Genomic DNA, 21,769 nt, shown 5'->3' with positions numbered 1-21,769 from the left:
TTAAATATAAGAATCAAAAAACTTTTTGGTAAATTAAAAATATCTTACAAATCGAGCTTTAACACTGCTTTTTTCTGGAATTTTTGATGTAGAAGTTTTTTCTCCTGTTTTAAAATTAATTGTCGAAACTGTATTTTGATTCATTTCTGTTGAACTCCAATAAATAGACTCTTTAAAATCACCCAAATTGCTTAAATGTAGGTTTTTATATATAAGTTCTAATTCATTGTATGATGGCAAAAACCAATCGTTATAAATACCTTGATTAAATAATAGAGCATCTTTGGCCAAAAGACTTCCGTTGTTTAAATTGCTGCAAACTGCTGGATTTGCGTAGTAATTGGTTAGATTATCATGATAAATCACAATTTGTGCTGTATTGTAATAACCACTTCCGATTTCATTATTTCTTGCTTTTAATATAGATGAAGCCACACATCCCCATTCTAAATCTTTTAAATCTGTTGTTGCTACTTCTATGTAACGCCACCCAAAACTATATTGGCCTTTGTCATAAAAAACAATTCCATTTGCTGGTCCTTTATTGCCAATTTTGTATGGATATTTAGTCTCGTATAGGAGTTCTAGTTTTATATTTTTATTCAACATTTTTATGGTCATGTTTGTGCCGCCCATTTCAACTTCGCTATCAATGCTCCAATATTTTGCTAATTCAGATTCCCCATCAAGCTTTATATTTAGATGTAATTTATCATCAACAAATAAGAAGAACCATGTTCCGTTATATTCTTGATTATTGAAATAAAAAACTAAAGTTCCATCTGAGTTTATCAAAAATCGACCACTTAAATAAGTGTTTTCATTAGTTTGAGAATAAGTTACTCTCCAATAATAATCTAACGGTTTATCCAAAGGAGGAGAAATTATTCCGTTACAATATATTATGATATCTTCTCTAGTGCAGTTTTTAAGAGCAATATCGAGCTCCGAATTACTATTTACTGTATAGACCGTATTATCTGCTAAAGTTGTTGAAATAGGATAGCTTATACTTAAAGATTGATCTGAAGAAAGATTCTCTAAAATTTTACTGAATTGGATGTCACTCATTATATATTGTACTCCAATAGGATTCTTATTGCTGTCGTAAACCTTTAAAGTTAAAGGATAAATAAATTCTACACATGGAGGTGTTTCTCCTTCTTCAAGCGTTTTTTGAGAAGTTGTATTTTCTAAAGTATTATATAATTCGGAATCTTTTTTAATTAGTTTTCCAAATTCTCCAGTTTCTAAATTAACAACTTCATGAAGATTATCTTGAAACTCGCATCCGTAAACAATAAAAATGGATAATAGAAGTATGATTATTTTTGATAAGTTTTTCATTGTATCTGACTTTTAAGTTCGGTTCTAAATAATAGTCTAGAGAAATTAAAAAGGTTGCGTACAAATTGAATAAAAAAATTAAGCCTTGACCAAAATGCTTTGGTCAAGGCTTTCAATATCCTATAAATGAAGAATAATTATTTTACTGTAATATTTTTTGAAACGTAAACTGGGTGTCCATTTTCAGTAAAACCTTCTAGAACGACCTCAAAATTTCCTTTAATATCAGAAGTGTAAAATGATAAGTTTTCTTCTTTTGTATCTAGTTTAATATCTGGTTTCCATAATAGTTGGTATCTGTAATCAGGAATTCTCTGTAATTTATTGCCTGATGAATAATCCGGATTATTATAGACTTTTTCAGGATTAGGACGCTGAAGCTCCATTGTTTTCAGATACTTCTTCGCATAATTTTCTGAAAATTCATTGTTTTTGGTTTCGAAACTAATTAATCCGCCATATAAATTTGGACCATATACATAAGGTTCTGTAATTAAACTAACTTTACTAACATTTGCCATGTTGTACTCAAAAAGATCACTTGGATCTTGAATTAAAAGCCCGTCAACAAGTACCAATGGTGGTCCAAAAATTTGTAAATCTTTTTGATTGTTTCTTACAAAGAGCTGATATTTTCCATTATTTTTTCTATAATAAAGTTCTACAATAATCTCTACTATGTTTTCTTTTAAAGTTGGAAATCTGGTATAATCATCTAAAAGATATGATTTTTCTATTGTAGTAAAAAAAGGATTCATAACAGCCTCTGTAACCAAACTGTCTTTCTTGATTTGATAATAGGCATTTTGAATTTGACTTGCTGTTGATCTTTCTTCAATATCATTTTTTAATTCTGGCGATAAATTTAGTTTTGATGTAAACTGTAATGAAGAAGCGTCAAATTTTGGAAACGGATCTAGATTGATCGTATAATCATTTCGGTTTTCATCAAGTACCTGTAAAATTGCATTTGGAAAATTAGGAAATTGATCCAGTAAAAATGCAAATTTTCCCTGAGCATTTGTTTTTACAATTTTTAAAACATACTCCTTACCTGGTAGCGATAACGCAATCGATTTGTTGGCTACGTTTTGATTAGTATTTGAAGTTAGATTTCCAGTAATTAATTCTGATCTAATTTCTGGAATATAATCAAAACTGTTTGGAGTATTAACATAGTTTTCAGCAGTTTTTTTTGCAAACTCTGATGGACTTAATTGTTTTAATGTCGGAATTTGATCTGTTTTTCGTATCGAAACAGAATAATTCCCTTTTTCAATTGTTTCGGTTAGGTGCTTTAATTTTAAGCCAACCTTTTCTCTTGTATAATAGCTTTCTTTGTCAAATAATAAATCGATTCTTTTATCATTTTCAGAGTTCGAATTTGTGATTTGAATTGCTGTATTCGATTTGCCTGGCTTGGTTATGTCAAATGTAATATTGTCATTTGGTTCTTGAGTCTGAAATGGGTTAATAATAAAAATATCAATTTCATATTTTTGAGAATTAACATTATTGAGCATCCATTTTGTATACGCTACAATTTTGTAATTTCCTGTTTTTAAGGTTGTAGGTATAAAATAATCTCCAGTTCCAATTCCTTTATCAAGGTAAATTTTGTTTTTTTGGAGTGGTTTTTTTTCACTGTCAATCAATTCAACATAAGCAATTTTGCTTATTAGGCTAGTTTTGTTATTTAATGGATTTAGACAGTATAATTTGAAATATAATGTCTCGCCAGTCAAAAAAGTTGTTGTATTTGAATGGATAAAGATAGTTTCCTGATCGTTAATATTAGGCAATGAATTTTTGTTTTGCGAGCTCTGGGCGCAAGCAAATTCGATTTGAATAAACAAAAACATCAAAAACAGCAATTGTTTGATTCTAATTGAAATATTATTCTGGTTATGTATGGAAAGGTGTTTCATGAGATTTAAAAATTGTATTAATCTACCCAAAAAGGAGGAATGATATTAGAAGAAAATGAAGTACAGTCTCCACATGGAGTATTTACCATATAATAAAGATTTTCAGCTTCGCTTGAAGAAAAGTGCGCTAGTGTGTAATTATCAATTCGTGCACGTAAAATAGGACCATTGCATTCAGGGTTCTCTGCATTATCACAATTTTTAAATTTCTGTATTAGACAATTGCTTTCATAATATGGCGGTAACGGTTCTTTAGGAAATAAATCGGCATAATTAAAATAAATTCTTTCAGATGAAACAGCAGAAACTTCAAAAAAACCTATAATTTTCTCATCCGAATTTTCATCTGATTTTATATTTCCATAAAAGAAGCCCGGTTGTTTTGGTGAAAGGATATTTCCTGAAGATGAAGATATATCCCTCATTGTTTTGTAAAAACTATAAGCAGCTAAAGTTTGGATATATTGTTTTACAAAAATTGTATAACGATGGGATATAATATAATTTTGATCACTAATAAAACGAACAGGGAAATGAACTCTATCTTCACTGAGATTATTTGTACTATTTAAGATAATTTCTTCAGATTTTTTACTGGAATAGCATGTTCTTGTTTCTTTTGTTCTCGGGCTTATGAAAATAGAAGTTCCCTCTGTTGTTGCTTTCCGAAAATCCCACATCGGAGCTATAATTTTATAAGTTTCTGTGTATTCATACCTGTAATATTTTGAGGTATTAGTAGGGTCATAACTATTTACGTTTATTTGAACACCTCTTTGTCCGTTAACCGTTTCTACAGTTGCGGTTACATTATCAATTTTTGTTTCTGTTGTTAAAGTTTGTTGATCCGAAGAATAATTTTTGGCTTCTTTTGTTCTAATTTTTAATTGATATTTTCTTCCTGGTTCGGCTTTGAATGGAGTGATAGATGCATAAACAGTGTCTTTTTCTTCAAATTGATATTCGGTTCCCTGGTCATCTAAGACATATACGTTTGCGCCAGTTTCAAATTTCGGTCCCGTTTCTTCCAGTTGATAAACTTTGGAAACCTTAATGGTTTGATTTTTGAGCTCATTTGTAATTGTGCCTTCAACGACTAGTGCACTTTCAAAATCACCATTCTTAAAAGCATATTGTTCTGTACAGCTATTAAAAATAAGTGACAGAAAAAATATTGCTGATATTTTATATTTGATGTAATGTTGCATTTCTTTTTATTAATGAATTTATTCTACCCAAAAAGGAGGAACGATATTGGACGAAAATGAAGTGCAATCTCCGCAAGCAGGTTTTACTAATGCGTATGAAGATGAACTAGATGAAAAATGTACTAGTTCACGACTTTTTAATATAGAACGTAGCTGTATGGCTGCGCAAGGAGGATCTCCTATACAGTCAAGAAAATCACGTATATTACAATCGGTTTCATAATATGGAGGAAGAGGTTCATTCGGGAATAAATCGGCATAGTTAAAAAATATTCTTTCAGATGAAACTGCAGATACTTCAAAAAAGCCAATAACTTTTTCGGTGGGATTTTCTACCGACCTCATGTTCCCATTGAAAAAACCTGGTTGTTTAGGAGAAAGGATACTTCCGGAAGAAGATAATTCCTTTAGTGTTCTATAATAAGTATATGCTGCTAAATTTTGAACATATTGTTTTACAAAAATAGTATAGCGATTTGTGATTATGTAATTCTGATTACTTATAAAACGTACAGGAAAATGTACTCTGTCTTCGCTTAGACTATTGGTGTTGTTCAAGATTATTTCATTTGATTTTTTAGTAGAAAAGCATGTTTTAGTTTCTTTATTTCTTGGTCTTACAACAATAACTTCTGAAGCGGGTGATGGAGGAGTCCCTTCAATTGGATTTCCTGGATCTGCGGGAATATCGACTATAATTGCTTCCCTATTGTCCCACATTGGTGCTATGATTTTATAAGTTTCTGTATATTCATATCTGTAATATTTTGAAGAATTGGCTGGGTCAAAACTATTTACATTTATTTGCACCCCCCTTTGTCCGTTAACATTCTCAACGGTTGCAGTGACATTGTCAATTTTGGTTTCGGTTGTTAGAACCTGTTCGTCAGAGGTATAGTTTTTACCCACACTTGTTCTGATTTTTAATTGGTATTTTCTTCCAGGTTCTGCTTTAAAAGGAGTTATAGAAGAATAGATTGTATCTTTTTCTTCAAATTGATATTCGTTTCCTTGATCATCAGAAATGAAAACATGTGCTCCTTTTTCAAGTTTGGGACCTGTTTCTTCTAGTTGATAGACTTGTGAGAGTCTTATTGTTTGATTTTTAAGTTCATTTGTAATGGTTCCTTCTACTACAAGAGCACTTTCAAAATCATTGTTCTGAAAAACATACTGTTCTGTACAACTGCTAGCCACAAGTACAAGAAGGAATAAAAGACTAATTTTATATATGAAACTTTTCATGATTTTAGAACTTGAAATTGTAAGTAATACTAGGAATTGGAATAGAAAAAATAGATGTTTTGTAAGCTTTAATCTGTCCTTTATCAGTAACAAAAAATACCGAGTAAGGATTGTTTCTTCCTAAAACATTATACACTGAAATATTCCAAAAACTATGAGCTAACTTTTTAATTTTATGATTTCCTTCGATATTTAGACCAATGTCAAGTCTGAAATAATCTGGAATTCTAAATTTATTACGATCACTATATAAGGTGTATTGCTCATTACCATAATCGTATTTTCCAATCGGGTATGTAATTGGTCTTCCGGTTTGATATGTAAAGTTGCTTGAAAAACTATAACGCTTAGTAATTTTATAGTTTAAAACAGCACTGAAATCGTGCGGTTTATCAAAGTTTGAAGGGAAGTATTTTCCGTTGTTTACCTTTTCCTGCTCGAACTGACTGTCAAGTTTTATCAATGATCTTGAATACGTATAGCCAAGCCATCCATTTAACTTTCCAACTTGTTTCTTTAACAAAACTTCAACACCATAAGCTTTGCCTTCACCTTGTAAAAGTTCAGTTTCTATATTTTCATTCAATAATAATTCAGCTGCAACTTTGTAATCCAAGATGTTTTTAGATCTTTTATAATATCCTTCTAAACTAAGTTCAACATCACCATCTTTTAAATTTTTGTAGAAACCTAAAGAAACTTGCTGTGCACTTTCTGGTTTAACGTTTAAATCTGAAAGCTTCCAAATGTCAGTTGGCGATTGTGTGGTGTTGTTAGATAGTAGATGGATATACTGATATGTTTTGTCGTAACTTGCTCTTACAGAAAAATCATCTGTAATAAAATATCTCGCAGCGACTCTCGGTTCAAGCCCGCCATATCTTTTAATCACTTCATTGTTGCCATAAGTTTTAGTGTCAATTACAGTAGCATCACTTATAGGCTTATTCTCCTCGTAAATTCTCTGAGTAGATTTTCCTAAAGCAGCAAAAGTGGAATAGCGCAAACCGAAATCAAGAAGAAATTTATCGCTTATTTTGAAATTATCACCAATATATGCGGCAGATTCTAAGCCTTTTTCTGTTTCTACATCAACAGGAACCAAAATAGTTTCAGGATTTTTTGGATTTAAATATCCAGGATCAACAGAATATAATTTTGTCGAAATACCATAACTAAATTTGTGTTTTTCGTTGTACAAATAATTCATTTTGATCATTGCCTGAGTTTCGTTGATTTTATAGCCAAAATCAAAATTGTTTACTCCTTCAGATTCATAATCAATATTGAATTTATATTCACTATTAGTAACAATCAGAGAGCCTTTATTTTTTTCATTAAAAGTATGATTCCATTTTAAAGTCGCTAATCTATTGCTGTATTTGTATAAAGAATCTGAAGAAACACTAAATTTATCGTGACTGTAATATAAGGTAGATTCAATATCGTTACTGGCATTTATTTTATGGTTGTATTTTAGAATTAGATCATAAAATGAAGCTTGGCTGTTTTTTAAATTTTCATCGTCAAGACTTTTTAAAATATAATCTGAATAAGTTGCTCTTCCTCCCGCAACTAGGCTTGATTTCCCTTTTACAATTGGAGTTGAAACCATTAAATTGCTGGTCACAGGTCCAATACCGCCTTCACCTTGAAATTCGTTGACATTGCCGCTTTTTGATGAAATATCAAAAACAGATGATAATCTTCCTCCAAATTCCGCAGGAATACTTCCTTTATAAATGTCTACTTTTTTAGTTGTATAAGGGTTTAGCGCTGTAAAAAAGCCAAAGAAATGTGACGGATTGTATAAAGTAGCATGGTCTAATAAGAATAGATTTTGATCTTCTTTACCACCTCTAACATTGAATCCTGCTGAACCTTCGCCAGCAGTTTTTATTCCAGGCATAGTTAAAGCAACTTTAAGGATATCACGCTCTCCAAGCACCAAAGGGACGTTTTTAATTCCTTCAGAATCAATTGTTGTTACTCCTGTTATAGCAGATTTTGCGCTTTTACTTTTATTGGTTTTAATAAGTACTTCATCCAGTTGGTTTATATTGTCCGTTAAAGAAAAATTTAGCGCACCATCATTATAAACCATTATATTTTTAGTGACCTTATTATAGGAGAAACTTTCGGTTTCTACTGCATTTAATCCTCCTGGAACTTGCAAGCTGTAGAACCCTTTTTTGTCTGTTACAGCTGAAAATTCGGAATTTGGTATTTTTACTACAATATTGGCAAGGCCAGAATTGTTTTTTCCGCCCTTTATAAATCCAGATAGTGTATAAGTAGATTTCTTTTTTTGATTTTTGACTTCTTTACCAATAAGAACAAGATCTCGAATGTTTTTATTAGGATTTCGAGAGTTTGTCTTTTTTATTGAGTCGTATTGCTGATAAAATATCGGAGTTATTTGTCCGTTTTCATCTCTTTCTAGCGGAATCCCAAAATAATCATCTGGCAATTGACTGTAGATAATACTGTTATTAGTTACTATAACCTTGTTTTCAGAAATATAAAAATTAAAGCTTGTATTTTGAAAAACGTCTTCAAGGACTTCACCAATTTTTATTTCTTTATATTGTTTGGTTATAGATGTGCTGTCATTTTCAAACCATTTTTCATCAAAATAAAATTTATAATAAGACACTTTTTCAATGTCTTGAATAGCAGTTTTTATATTGGCATTTTTAAAATCAACAGATATTTTGTCACTGATTACTTGAGAATATATGATTTGTTGAAAGGCAATTAGAAATAGAATAAGAGTAATTTTTTTCATTTAATTAGAACTTTTTTTTAAAAGACCATTGATTTGTTTCGTTAGATTTTCCATGAATTGGGGCTTGTTGGAGCGTTCTAATTTTTTATCGGTACTATAAATGTTGCTTATTTCTTTCTTAAGATTTGGAAAAATTTTCTTGAAATCCTTTTCTGTTTCAACCTTGTAGAAATAGTTGTTATATTTTAAGACATAACCTATTTTATAAATGAAATTATAGTAGATGATATCTGCCTGAAAAGACTTTACTTTTTCTTTGGTATGCTTGATGTAAAGAGAGACATTGTCTCCAATGTATGTCTCCTCATAAATACCTTTTATTATAGAAGGAAATTTTACTGATTCTTCTTTTAGGTTGACAAATTTTTTGTTTTTAATAAAGAAGTAATCAACCTTATTGTTAATTAGGTTTATAGGTGCATTCTCTGAAGAACCATTCTGTTTGTAGATGACTTGGTCGACAAGAATATCGTATTTAAGATTAACATTTGAATAAATCTGACCTTCGAAACTTATATCTCCAAGATTAAACTCATCAATGTAATATCTGTTTTTACCTTCTAAGGGGCGGAAAGACTCGCTATGAATGATTCCGTTATTGATGTTTAGGTTGTCTTTTCCAACCGCTTCATCGAAGTAATCATACAGTGAGGATTTTTCAGTGGATTGGGAATGTGCGTACGATATTTTTAACAGGCTTGCAAATATCGAAAGATAAATGATTTTTTTTTTGTAATTTTTCAAAGGAAACGTAATTTTTGTTTTTGGATTGATGGATTTCAAAAGTATTAAAAAAATGTTATAAAAATCACGTAATATTGTTAAAATGTAATAAAAATTCTATGAATTGATTTGAAACTATATTTATAGTATATTTTAGAAGAAAAGTTAGGAATTGGGTTGAAAAGGCTGCAACAGCGATCTTTAATTTTCAAATCAGCTTAAATTTAAAAAATAATGTTTGCTTCTATAAGCTGAAACCCCTAATTCATTACCGAATTGGGGGTTTTCTCTAATAGACCTTTAGCGCAGTAAGATCTGAGAACTTATTCCGTTTTGAATGTTTTATAAAAATGAACATACTTTCCTGTTTCGGTAATTCCTTCTAAACTGATCTGATAATCTCCAGAAATATCAGATGTATAAAAAGGAATTGTCATGTCGTTATTTTTAAAAACAATATTGGGTTTCCAAACTAATTGATATCTATAATCAGGAATTCGGCTAAGGTTGCTTGATGTATTGTATTTTGGTTCAAAATATACTTTTGCAGGTTCGGGTCTTAAAATCGTGGTTTTTAAAACATTTTTGTCGTTATAAATAGTGGCAAAATCTTTGTTTTTTGTAATGACACTGACTATTCCATTAAATATTTTAGGCCCATAACAATAAGGTCTATCTACAACGCTAATACTTTCAATTTGATAAGTGTTGTAATTTAATAGTGCATTTATATCCTGAATTTGTAGTCCGTCAACCAAAACAAGACATGGTTCGGGAGATTGTGTGATATTGTATCTGATGTCTCTTAAATACAGGGAAGGCACTTGATTATAATCTTTAAAGTTAAGTTCGATAACAATTTCTATTATTGTTTCTTTAAACGTTCTAAATCTTTCAAAATCATCAAGATTATATTTTTTTTCGGTAGGTTGAAAAAAGAAATCGTTATTATCAGTTTCAATAAGACTGTCTTTTTTCTGTGAAAAATATACGTTTTCGACTTGAGTTGCTAGAGAACGCTCCTGAATCGCTTTTAAATATTTAGCTGAAATAAAGGTCTTTTTGGAGAAAACTAAATTTGATAAATCTGGACTTGGATTTTTATCTATTACAATAGTGTAATTTTCTTTATCAAGTTCTGATAACTGCACATAACAGTCTGATGTACTGGTTTGTTTATCTATTAAAAAAATGAATTTTCCGTTGCGATCTGTTTTAGATGTTTTGAAAATGAAATTTTTTCCCGAGACAGATAATGTAACTATTTTAGAATCTAAACTAGAATTTGCAGCTTTTGCAATTATATAGCCAGTTATAATTTCGCCTCTAGTTTCTGGAAGTATCTTTATTTCTTGGTTTAAATTTATATTAGCATTACTTGTTTCGTTATTTGTGTTTGTAGACATATGATCTATTTTCCTAATATTTAGAAAGTAATTCCCTCGATCTAATGTTTTTGGTATTATAAGAGAAGCTTTTTCTCTTTTAGAGTATTTTTCTTTATCCAGACTTAAAAGAATATTTTCAGATGAGTTTTTGGCTTTATCTTGAGAAACGTCAACTTTGTTATAAGAACTATCAATGACCATATTGATGTTTTCTTGAAATGGATTTATAATGGTAAAATCCTTTTCAAAAAAGTTGTTTGTACTATTGTTTAACATCCAGTTTGTGTAAGCAATAAGTTTATAGTTTCCGGTTTTTAATATGGTTGGAATAAAATAATCGCCAGATCCGATTCCGTTTTTCAGGCTAATTTTATTTTTAAAGACACTTTCTTTCTTATCATTAATTACTTCTACGTATGCAATTTCACTAATATCAGAAAATACATTCGTCTTACTTAAGCAGTATAATTGGTAATATAGAGTTTCACCGGTTAGAATTACCGAGGTATTCGTTTTAACCAATAATGATTCTGCACTCAAAACAGTATTGTTTTGAGCACTGCTTTTAAAAGTAAAATTTACTAGTAGCAGTAGAAAAGCTAATTTGATGTTTAATTTTCCCAAAATGAAGGTATTACGTTAGAAGAGAATGTTGTGCAATCGCCACATTTTTTTTCAACCATTATGAAACTGGTGGGAATAATTCCTCCAGGACCATCTGCTATATAAACATGTGTGCTAAGTAAGAGATAATTTTGTCGCTCTATTTCATCAAAATTATAGGGTCTCGCATCGCAAGTTTGAAAATATTTAACAGGTTTTTCTAAGGGGAAAATGTCGTTGAAGTTAAAAAAGATTCTTTTTTTAGAGACAGATGCAACTTCAAAATAGCCCACAACTTTTTCATGTAAATCTGTTGTTGATTTTATATTTCCAGAAACATATCCTGGTTGATTTGGAGATAGTAATTCTCCAGAATCAATCATTTTTTTTGATTTGTAATAGTAGTCATAAGCCGATTGACTTTGCGTGTATTGAGAAACCATTATGCTATAACGATTTGTTAGCATATAATCTGTGTTGTTAATAAAACGGACAGGATATTTTACACGATCTTCAGTTAAATTCACGGTATTGGTTTGCCTTATTCCTGTAGAGTGCTTAGTTGTGTAGCAAATTTGAGTGTTTGGCTCGGCAGGAACTTTTTCGAAGCTATAAGAATAGTCGCTTTTTTGTACTAATTTCAGACGTGTTTGAATATTATAAGGAGTTATTATTTTGTACGTTTCTTCATATTCATATCGATAATATTTGGAAGTATTGGTTGGATCAAAACTTTTAACGTTAACCTGAACCCCTCGAGCTCCATCTTTGTCTGCAATCTCTGTTTCTAGATCAATACTATTTTCTGTAGGTAAAATTTCTGTTGAAGAAACATACGATTTTCTAGAACTGGTAGTTATTTTTAATTGATAGTTTTTATTTGGTTCTGCTTTAAATTCATTTACAGAAATATATTTTCCATCTTTTTCGTTAAAATTAAATACATTTCCATCGCTATCAACAACAGTAACATTAGCTCCAGATTCTGGTTTTTTTATTGTATCGTTAACCAGTCTTGTTCGTGAAATGTTTATTTCCTGATGTTTTAATTCATTTGTTAATGTGGCTTCAACACTCATTGCATCTTCAAAATCTTGATTTTGATATACATATTGTTCTGTGCAACTTGATAAAAAAGCAAATGCAAAAATGGCCAACGATTTTTTTTTGATTATTGATAAATTCATATGCATGAGATAAATGAATTAAAACTTGATATTGTAAGTGATTGTTGGAATTGGAACAGAAAAAATAGAGGTTTTGTAAGCCTTGATTTTTTTATCTTCAGTAACAAAATAAACATTGTAAGGGTTGTTTCGCCCAAGAACATTATAAACTGAAAGGTTCCAAAAACTATGAGCGAGTTTTTTTATTTTGTGATTTCCTTCAAAATTTAGACCTATATCTAGCCTATAATAATCTGGAATTCTATATTGGTTGCGATTGCTGTATAAAGTAAATTGCTCTCCTGTTAAGTCATAAGATCCAATAGGGAAGGTGACAGGTCTGCCGGTTTGGTAAACAAAATTAGTTGACAAGCTATACCTTTTTGTGAATTTATAATTTAGAATAGCACTAAAATCATGCGGTTTGTCATAATTCGTAGGAAAATAATCTCCATTGTTTATTTTTTCAGCGTCAAATCTGCTATCCAGTTTTATTAAAGCTCTCGAATAAGTATAGCTTAACCATCCGTTAAAATTTCCTTTTTCTTTTTTGATTAAAAATTCAACTCCATAAGCTTTTCCTTCTCCTTGAAGAAGTTCAGTTTCTATGTTTTGGTTCAAAAATAATTCGGCACCAACTTTGTAATCCAGAATGTTTTTAGAGCGTTTATAATAACCTTCGACACTTAATTCTAATGATTTCTCAATTATATTTTTGAAAACTCCTAACGAGAATTGATTAGAAGATTGTGGTTCAGTATTTAAATCTGAAAGCTTCCACACATCCATTGGAGATTGAGTGGTGTTTGTAGACAGTAAATGCATATATTGATATGTTCTGTCAAAACTTGCTTTTATAGATAGATCTGGAAGTATAAAATATCGAGCTGAAAATCTAGGTTCAAAGCCACCATAAGTTTTTACAGACTCATTATTAGAATAAGTCTTAGTGTCAACAACGGTTCTGTCAGATTTAGGCTGGTCATCTTGGTAGATGTTTTGCGTGGCAGGGCCAAGTGCAGAATAGAAAGAATAGCGTAAACCTAAATTAATTAAAAACTTATCGTTGACTTTATAATTTTCGGTAAAGAATAAAGCCGACTCTAATGCTTTTTCTTTTTCAAGTGTGATATTTTTAATTAGAGAGTTGCTGGTTGTTGGTTTAAGAAATCCAGGTTCAACATTGTATAATTTACTGCTAATGCCATAATTAAATAAGTGTTTTTCATTAAGATTGGACTTCATTTTAAAAACAAACTGAGTTTCATTGATTTTATAGCCGTAATCAAATGATTTTTCTGGTTGAGAATCGTAATCGATGTTGAATTTATATTGGCTATTTGTAACAATTAATGAAGATTTGTTTTTTAGATTGAAATCGTGATCCCATTTTACTGTTGCTAATAAATTGCTGTATTTGTAGATAGAATCTGAATTAATACTGTATTTGTCATGGCTATAATATAAGGAAGTTTCCAGATCATCTTTTTTTGAGATTTGGTGATTGTATTTTATAAGCAAATCATAAAAAGAAGCTTGACTATTGTCTAATTCTGGTTCCTTAATGGCCTTCAAAATCCAATCAGAATAACTCGCTCTGCCGCCAAATAACAAGCTTGATTTTCCTTTTACTATCGGAAGTTCGAGTGTTACATTACTCATTACAGGGCCAATTCCCGCTTCACCAGAAACTTTTTCGGTATTTCCGCTTTTAGATTTTATATCAAAAACAGAAGAAAGACGTCCTCCAAACTCAGCAGGAATACTCCCTTTGTAGATATCGGCTGTTTTGGTTGTAAATGGATTTACAGAAGAAAAGAAACCCAAAAAGTGAGATGGATTGTAGAGAGAAGCGTTGTCAAGTAAAAACAAGTTTTGATCATCTTTTCCTCCACGTACATTAAATCCTGCAGAACCTTCTCCTGCCGTTTTTATCCCTGGGAGTGTTGTCGCAACTTTAAAAATATCTCTTTCACCTAGAATTAAAGGTACATTTTTGATGTTTTCAACATTGATGCTTGTAAGACCAGCAACTGCCGAAGCGGTATTTTTTGTTCTTTTATTTTCAATAACAACTTCTTTAAGTGCATTTACATTTTCATCTAAATTAAAATCAACCTTTCCATTATTATAAAGCACAATCTTTTTGGTCTTTGATTGATGATTTAATGATTGTGTCTCAATTATATTGATTCCTGCAGGAACTCTAAAGCTATAATAGCCATTTGCATCAGTTGTGGTGCTTATGTCTTTGTCTTTTATTTTGATGGTAATATTGTATTCTGGTTTTCCTGAAATTCTGTCTTTAATATAGCCTGATAAGGTATAAGTTTGAGACGTGTTTATTAAAGACTGTTTTCCTAAAGAAATTATAGAGTCTGAATCTTTCTTAGAATCATTTAGATACTGTTTATTATAAATCGGGACAACTTGCAAAGCACTTATTTTGCTAACAGTTTTATTGTCAGTGTTTTTGAAATAATTTTCAGTAATCGGGTTCGATATTAAAAGACCATTGCTCAGAATTATATTATTGTTGTCAATAATATAATTTATGGTTGTGTTATTAAAAACAGCATCTAAAATTACTGTAATAGATGTATTCTTAAATTCGCCCGAAATAAGTTCATCTTTAGATAGCCATTGGTCTTCGAAATAGAAATGAAAAGATGTGTTTTTTTCAATTATTTCGATAGCTTTTTTTCGTGTTACGTTTGAATATGCTGCAGAAACATTTTTTTCCTGAGAAAAAAGAAAGAGAGGCAGTAACAAAAATAAACAGAAGAGAAAGGGTTTTTTCATTTAGATTTAGAAATAGAGCTTATAAATTGTTATCAATAAATTTTAGTAAATCTGCTTTAAATAGGTTTGGGGCTGTCTCTTCTAAAAGTTTATTTTTTTTGTAATAATCTTTTATTTCTTTTTTTAGGTCAGGAAATATTGCGAGGATTTCTTTTTGTGTATTTACAGGCGTAAATTTTGAATTATAAAGAAGCTGATAATCGCTCAATTCTTTGAATTCTGTATACAAAGTAGTTTCAACTATAATTTCTTTTGCAGTTTTAAAGTGCTTAATGTATAAGGAGATTTTTTTGCCTAAATACTTTTCTTCAAAGAATCCAGTGATGACTTTGGGGAATTTATATTTAGTGTCAATATTGATAAACTTTTTATTTTCAATGAAAAAATAATCTGTTTTTTCATTTATCAGAGTTATGCCGAATGCGGTATTATTTGCAAACGATTTAACAAGTTGATCTTTGTAGATGTCATACTTTATGAGGACATTTTCATAAAACTGGTTGTCATAAAAAACAGATCCTTTAACAAAGTTTTTATCTAAATAATAATTATGGCTGTTTTTTAAATTATAAGGATCAATATGAATTTTGCCGTTATTGATGTTTAAAATCTCTTCGCCAACAATTTTGTCAAAATAATTGGAGACTTCTTTTTTTTCATTGGTTTGAGAAAAACCGTTGATTGAAAGCAATAACAGGATGAAAACTATTGTTGAGAGGTTTATGATTTTAGATGGTTGGTTTTTACAATATAGTTTGAATTTAAAAGAGATAGTAATAAATAATATTGTGTTATTAATTCCTGACCTTGTAATACCTTTTTTCATCAAAATTTTAGTTTTTGTGTAGCTATTTTCTATATAAAACTATGTTAATGACAATCCTTTAAAAAATAAATTAAACCAACAACATTGATTTTTAAACCAACAACATTATTTAATCTATAATGTGTTTCCTGAAAACGTTGTAGATTAGTGTTTTAACCTTGTGATTTTATATTGGAAAATAGCTATAAAACTTAAAAACCCCAATTCAAATAAATGAATTGGGGTTTTTTATAAATAAACCTTTAGTAAACTAAGATCTGATTACTCTTTTTTCTCCTCGCGCGGAGGTCTTGGAAGAAGTGCTTTTTTAGACACTTTCTCTTTTTTAGTTTTAGGGTCAACTCCTAAGTATTTCACTTGGAAAACATCTCCCATTTTAACTACGTCAGCAACGTTTTCAGTACGTTCCCAAGCAAGCTCAGATACGTGAAGTAATACTTCGTTTCCTGGTGCAGCAGTATATTCAACTACAGCTCCAAAATCTAGCATTTTGATAACTTTCACTTCGTAAGCTTCTCCTAATACTGGTTTGAAAGTGATAGAAGCAATTTTTGCTAATACTGCTTCAATTCCAGCAGGATCTGTACCTAAAATTTCAATAACACCTTGTTCATCAACTTCGTTAATTACAATAGTTGTTCCAGTAGCTTTTTGTAATTCTTGAATTACTTTTCCACCAGGTCCAATTAATGCTCCAATAAAGTTTCCAGGAATAGTTCTGGTAATGATTTTTGGTGCATGAGCTTTTACGTCAGCTCTTGGCGCAGCGATAGTTTCAGTTAATTTTCCTAAAATGTGTAAACGTCCATCACGAGCTTGAGCCAAAGCTTGCTCCATAATGTCATAACGTAAACCATCAATTTTGATGTCCATTTGACAAGCTGTAATACCGTCAGCAGTTCCAGTTACTTTAAAGTCCATATCTCCTAAGTGATCTTCGTCTCCTAAGATGTCAGACAATACAGCAAATTTCTCTCCGTCAGTAATCAATCCCATAGCAATTCCAGAAACTGGTTTTACCATTTGAACTCCAGCATCCATCAAAGCCATTGTACCAGCACATACTGTTGCCATAGAAGAAGAACCGTTAGATTCTAAAACCTCAGAAACAACACGAATTGTATAAGGACAATCTGCAGGAATCATATTTTTTAATGCTCTTTGAGCCAAGTTACCGTGACCAACTTCTCTTCTTGAAGTTCCTCTTAATGGTTTTGCTTCACCAGTAGAGAAAGGAGGGAAGTTATAGTGTAAGTAGAATTTCTCTTCACCTTGTTCAGATGGAGAATCGATTTGGTTAGCTTCTCTAGAAGTTCCTAAAGTTACTGTAGCCAAAGCTTGAGTTTCTCCACGTGTAAATAAAGATGAACCGTGTACTCTTGGTAAATAATCAGTTTCACACCAGATTGGTCTGATATCTGTAGTTTTTCTACCATCTAAACGAACACCTAATTCTAAAACTACATTACGAACAGCTTCTTTGTTTGTTTTGTAGAAATATTTTGAAACTAAATCTCCATCAGCAGCTAATTCTTCTTCAGTAAATAAAGCTTTAACTTCTTCTTTTACTTCAGCAAATGCAGCGCCTCTTTCGTGTTTAGCTGAACCAACTTTTGCAATAGCATAGATTTTATCGTATGCTGCCTCTCTTACTTTTTTGTAAATTTCTTCGTTTTCTTTCTCACCTTCGTAAGTACGAATTTCTTTTTTACCAAAAGCTTCTTGTAAACGGTATTGAGCCTGAATTTGAACTTTGATAGCTTCGTGAGCAAACTTAATAGCTTCGATCATTTCAGCTTCTGAGATTTCTTTCATCTCACCTTCAACCATTGCTACAGAATCCATAGAAGCTCCAATCATCATATCGATGTCTGATTTTTCTAATTCTTCTCTACTTGGGTTGATAACCAATTTTCCGTCGATACGTGCAACACGTACTTCAGAAATTAAGTTATAAAATGGAATATCTGACACAGCTAATGCTGCAGAAGCTGCTAAACCAGCTAATGCATCTGGCATAACTTCTTCGTCGTGAGACATTAACTGAATCATAACTTGTGTTTCAGCATGGTAATCGTCTGGGAAAAGCGGACGCAATACACGGTCAACTAATCTCATTGTCAATACTTCGCTGTCGCTTGGACGTGCTTCTCTTTTAAAGAAACCTCCTGGGAAACGACCTGCTGCTGCAAATTTTTCGCGGTAATCTACCGTTAATGGTAAAAAGTCAACGCCTGGGTTTGATGTGCGAGCTGAAACTGCAGTTGCAAGAATCATAGTGTCGCCCATTCTAACTACTACAGAACCATCAGCTTGTTTAGCTAAACGTCCTGTCTCGATTGTGATGCTTCTGCCATCACCTAAATCGATCTTTTCTACAAATAATTGTGGAATCATAAATTTTTTCCTTATTGATTATACAATGGGTTTTAGTTGTGTTGTAGTTGTTGTTGTGTGTAGTTGTTGTTATCTAAAACCCAATGAAAAACCAAACTTTTTTTCTTGTAATATGCTTATTATAAACAGCTGTAATGTAAAAACAAAAAGAGGCACTTTCGCACCTCTTTTCTATATTGATTATTTTCTGATATTCAATACTTTGATAATCTCACGATATCTGTTGATCTCTTTCTTTTTCAAGTAATCAAGTAACGCTCTTCTTTTACCTACTAATAGTACAAGAGAACGCTCAGTGTTATAATCGTGACGATTTTTTTTCAAGTGTTCAGTTAAGTGAGCAATTCTGTAAGTGAACAATGCGATTTGACCTTCTGCACTTCCTGTGTTTGTTGCACCACCGTGTTGTGCGAAAATTTCTTCTTTCTTTTCTTTAGTTAAATACATTCCAATATTATTTAATGATTTTTATGTATGTCATACAACTTTTGTAAGACGGGTGCAAAATTAGATTAAAAAATCAAAAGAATCAAACAAAAATAAAAGAATCTTAAAATAAGGGTTAAGAAATTTGTTTTTAACGATTTATGATCGTTTTTTTACTTAAGCTTCTGGGCTTTTTTGCCAGATTGCTTTTCGCTTAAAGAAGAATAGGAAAATTTGACATTGTTTGTATCAGTGCTCACGCCTGAAATTAAAACTCCTTTATCATAATTATCAACAAATGTAATTTTTCTCGACGCATCATTTCCTTCCCAAACTCCTTGTTTCAACCCATCTTTAAGAGTTCCTTTTTGTGTTACAAATAAATCTGTTTCTTCATAATCTCCATTTCCGTCAACTACGGTCTGACTTTTGTTTTCATCCCAGCAGTTAAGAACTAAAGTTTGTGTCTTTTTTGTTTTCGGATCCCAGAGATTCTGCTTTTCGCACTTTTTATTTTGGTTTTCGTACCAATTGATTTCTTTTCCGTTTTTGTGATCCTCAGAATAGTTGACAACTGTTTCTTTTCCTCCGTTTTTATAATAGTAAATAAATTCGCCGTCTTTTTTTAAAACATCGCGATCCAGAGTAGAACCGGTCATTTTCTTTCTTCCATTCTTATAAAAATCAGTAACAACATAGCGAACAGTTTTTTGAGAATAATTTGTAATTACCCTTGTGTAACTATAATTGTTGGGCGTGCATTCCTGATTTAACGAGTCTAAAAAGATTTTTTTAGACATCATGCTGATTTGTGCAGAAAGACTAACTGAAATTATCAGAAGCAAAAAGAGTAAGATGTTTCTTTTCATTCAGTTCTATTTTTTATCTTAAAAATAGTTCTTCTAGAATAATTTAGCAACTTCTTGATTTACAAATTCCAAAAATCTTTCGTCGGCTTCTGTAAACGGATCAATAACATGACTGTCAATATCGATTTGGCCAATATTAACTCCATTCACAAAAAGTGGTACTACAATTTCAGATTTAACTGTTAAACTGCAGGCAATATAATTATCTTGTGCTTTAACGTCAGGGACTACAAAATTGGCATTGCTTTCGGCAACCTGACCGCAGATTCCTTTACCAAACGGAATAACTGTATGATCTGTTTCTGCACCAACATATGGACCTAAATGCAAAGTTTTAGTATCGTGATTAGCAAAATAAAAGCCAACCCAATTGTAATATTCGATATTCTCGTTTAATAGCTTGCAGACTGCTAATAATTTTTCGTCTCTATTTGTTTCATTGTCAGCGACAATTGTACTTATCTTTGGTTGTAATTCTTGAAATGTCATGATATTAAATTTTATACAAAAGTATTTAAAGCTAAACTCAAAAAATATATAAATTTGAAAAAAAAATCTCTTGAAAAAATATTTAGTCCAGTTTAGGCCATTTCTGATTTTTATAAGCATCTTTTTTCTGACTTATATTATTTTTACGCTGCTTTATAAATTTTATTTAAACAGCTATCAAGCAGAAGATCTTGATGCTATAACGATGATTTCTGGCAAAAATTCGGAACAATTGCTAAAGCTTTTTGGTTACGATGTGTTAATTCAGAAAAATTCACAAAATCCGTGGCAGGACATTATTTTAAATGGCAGATTTATAGCGCACATAACCGAAGGCTGTAATGCTGTAAGCGTGATGATACTTTTTGTGTCGTTTGTGGCCGCTTTTTCTGGAAATTTCAAAAAGACGCTATTGTTTATAATCTTTGGACTTATATCTATTTATATTTTAAATGTCATTAGAATTTCACTTTTGATTGTTCTCGTATATAATTTTCCGCAGTATACCAGTTTTCTGCATGGCACTTTTTTTCCTTTGATGATTTACGGATATGTTTTTGTTTTATGGATTTTCTGGATCAATAGATTTTCAAAGTATGCTAAATAAATTAAAAGAGAATAGATTTAAAATCTTTACTGCAATTGTTGTTGTAATAGGTTTGGCTTTAATTAGAACATTTGAAAGAAAATTGTTTTATGATCCATTTCTGATATATTTTAATACCGATTTTCATTCCATTCCACATCCTCCTGTAGAAGACCTAAAACTTTTTGCAGGACTTTTTTTTCGTTATTGTTTAAATTCGGCTCTATCTCTTTGGCTAATTTTTGCCTTATTTCAAGATCGGGATATTTTTAAGTTTAGTCTATTTGTGTACGGTTTATTTTTAGTCTTGTTTTTAATAGCATTTTATATTATTCTCGAATATTTTCCAGACTGCAATTGGCTTCTTTTTTATGTGCGTCGATTTTTAATTCAACCTATTTTAGTGCTATTATTTATTCCTGGATTTTACTATCAGCTTCAAAAAACTAAAAAATAACATTTGTTTAGGTTTTTTTTATGCGGTTTTTAAATAGCTTTGCAGTATGAATTTGAAAAAGTGTACAGGTCTGTTTTTAGCGCTCCTTTTATTGGTCTCCAATATTGGGTTTGCTTTTGATGTGCACTATTGTGGCGGAGAAATTGCTTCAGTTTCTTTAAAAACTACGGCAGAACCAGTTGTTGAAAAGAAATGTTGCGGTTCTAAAGAAAAAGAAAACTCTTGCTGTAAAGATAAAGTTGTTCATTTCGAAAAGAAATCAGACAACGCGACCATCAAATTCTTCTTTTTTCAATTTGCTTTTCCAGCTGTTGTACAAGATTATAAACCTCTAGTCTTTTTAGAAATTCCAACTTTCAAAAAGAAAGAAGTTCTCTCGTATTATGCTGATGCAAATGCGCCCCCCTTATTTAAATTATACCATCAGTATATTTTCTATTCCTGATTTTGATGTTAAGATGCAATACAAGTCTTGATTAAGGCTTTGTGTTTACATTTTGATCGTTTTTGTTCTTGTAAAA

At 31.0% G+C, this 21,769-nt stretch carries 17 protein-coding genes; 3 read left to right on the top strand and 14 right to left on the bottom strand.

The features are described 5' to 3' along the window. Positions 1–33: 33 nt before the first annotated feature. From LPB248_RS09035 to LPB248_RS08970, 14 genes are all read right to left on the bottom strand, one after another. Positions 34–1,347, bottom strand: a complete 1,314-nt coding sequence (locus LPB248_RS09035; RefSeq protein WP_177211140.1) for a hypothetical protein — start codon at positions 1,345–1,347, stop codon at positions 34–36. A 137-nt stretch (positions 1,348–1,484) separates the two neighbouring features. Continuing rightward, positions 1,485–3,275, bottom strand: a complete 1,791-nt coding sequence (locus LPB248_RS09030) for a hypothetical protein (protein ID WP_177211139.1) — start codon at positions 3,273–3,275, stop codon at positions 1,485–1,487. A 17-nt stretch (positions 3,276–3,292) separates the two neighbouring features. Next, the gene (locus LPB248_RS09025) at positions 3,293–4,483 is read right to left on the bottom strand and encodes a DUF4249 domain-containing protein (RefSeq protein ID WP_177211138.1); all 1,191 of its coding nucleotides are present in this window, start codon (positions 4,481–4,483) and stop codon (positions 3,293–3,295) included. An 18-nt stretch (positions 4,484–4,501) separates the two neighbouring features. Beyond that, positions 4,502–5,728, bottom strand: coding sequence for a DUF4249 domain-containing protein (locus LPB248_RS09020; RefSeq protein ID WP_177211137.1), 1,227 nt, complete (start codon positions 5,726–5,728; stop codon positions 4,502–4,504). A gap of 4 nt (positions 5,729–5,732) precedes the next feature. Then, positions 5,733–8,516, bottom strand: a complete 2,784-nt coding sequence (locus LPB248_RS09015) for a TonB-dependent receptor domain-containing protein (RefSeq protein ID WP_177211136.1) — start codon at positions 8,514–8,516, stop codon at positions 5,733–5,735. Beyond that, on the bottom strand, positions 8,517–9,260 hold the full coding sequence (locus LPB248_RS09010; protein ID WP_177211135.1) for a hypothetical protein: 744 nt from the start codon (positions 9,258–9,260) through the stop codon (positions 8,517–8,519). A 302-nt stretch (positions 9,261–9,562) separates the two neighbouring features. After that, on the bottom strand, positions 9,563–11,167 hold the full coding sequence (locus LPB248_RS09005; protein ID WP_177211134.1) for a hypothetical protein: 1,605 nt from the start codon (positions 11,165–11,167) through the stop codon (positions 9,563–9,565). A 71-nt stretch (positions 11,168–11,238) separates the two neighbouring features. Continuing rightward, on the bottom strand, positions 11,239–12,417 hold the full coding sequence (locus tag LPB248_RS09000; RefSeq protein ID WP_177211133.1) for a DUF4249 domain-containing protein: 1,179 nt from the start codon (positions 12,415–12,417) through the stop codon (positions 11,239–11,241). 18 nt (positions 12,418–12,435) lie between these two features. Next, complete coding sequence (locus LPB248_RS08995) at positions 12,436–15,198, bottom strand: TonB-dependent receptor (protein ID WP_177211132.1); 2,763 nt, start codon at positions 15,196–15,198, stop codon at positions 12,436–12,438. A gap of 19 nt (positions 15,199–15,217) precedes the next feature. Next, on the bottom strand, positions 15,218–16,024 hold the full coding sequence (locus LPB248_RS08990; RefSeq protein ID WP_177211131.1) for a hypothetical protein: 807 nt from the start codon (positions 16,022–16,024) through the stop codon (positions 15,218–15,220). Between the two features lie 261 nt (positions 16,025–16,285). After that, on the bottom strand, positions 16,286–18,421 hold the full coding sequence (locus LPB248_RS08985; protein ID WP_177211130.1) for a polyribonucleotide nucleotidyltransferase: 2,136 nt from the start codon (positions 18,419–18,421) through the stop codon (positions 16,286–16,288). Between the two features lie 180 nt (positions 18,422–18,601). Then, complete coding sequence (gene rpsO, locus LPB248_RS08980) at positions 18,602–18,868, bottom strand: 30S ribosomal protein S15 (RefSeq protein WP_057117622.1); 267 nt, start codon at positions 18,866–18,868, stop codon at positions 18,602–18,604. A 152-nt stretch (positions 18,869–19,020) separates the two neighbouring features. After that, positions 19,021–19,716: a hypothetical protein gene (locus LPB248_RS08975; RefSeq protein WP_177211129.1), complete on the bottom strand. Its 696-nt coding sequence runs from the start codon at positions 19,714–19,716 to the stop codon at positions 19,021–19,023. Positions 19,717–19,749: 33 nt separating this feature from the next. Next, positions 19,750–20,205 (bottom strand): GAF domain-containing protein, encoded by a 456-nt coding sequence (locus tag LPB248_RS08970; RefSeq protein WP_177211128.1) that lies wholly within the window; start codon positions 20,203–20,205, stop codon positions 19,750–19,752. Positions 20,206–20,275: 70 nt separating this feature from the next. On the opposite strand from LPB248_RS08970, the gene xrtF reads away from it, so the two are divergent. From xrtF to LPB248_RS08955, 3 genes are read left to right on the top strand one after another with little or no spacing between them, the layout of a single operon-like run. Next, positions 20,276–20,812, top strand: coding sequence for an exosortase family protein XrtF (xrtF, locus tag LPB248_RS08965; protein WP_177211127.1), 537 nt, complete (start codon positions 20,276–20,278; stop codon positions 20,810–20,812). Continuing rightward, a complete protein-coding gene (locus LPB248_RS08960; protein ID WP_177211126.1) occupies positions 20,802–21,248 on the top strand; it encodes an exosortase F system-associated membrane protein in 447 nt (148 codons plus the stop codon). Before xrtF ends, LPB248_RS08960 begins: the two co-directional genes overlap by 11 nt. A gap of 46 nt (positions 21,249–21,294) precedes the next feature. Beyond that, positions 21,295–21,693, top strand: a complete 399-nt coding sequence (locus LPB248_RS08955; protein WP_177211125.1) for an HYC_CC_PP family protein — start codon at positions 21,295–21,297, stop codon at positions 21,691–21,693. Positions 21,694–21,769: the final 76 nt, after the last annotated feature.

The organism is Flavobacterium sp. LPB0248, from assembly GCF_013388355.1.
Lineage (GTDB): Bacteria > Bacteroidota > Bacteroidia > Flavobacteriales > Flavobacteriaceae > Flavobacterium.
The sequence above is the reverse complement of the archived record's forward strand: the minus strand, read 5'-3'. Positions and strand labels throughout refer to the sequence as shown.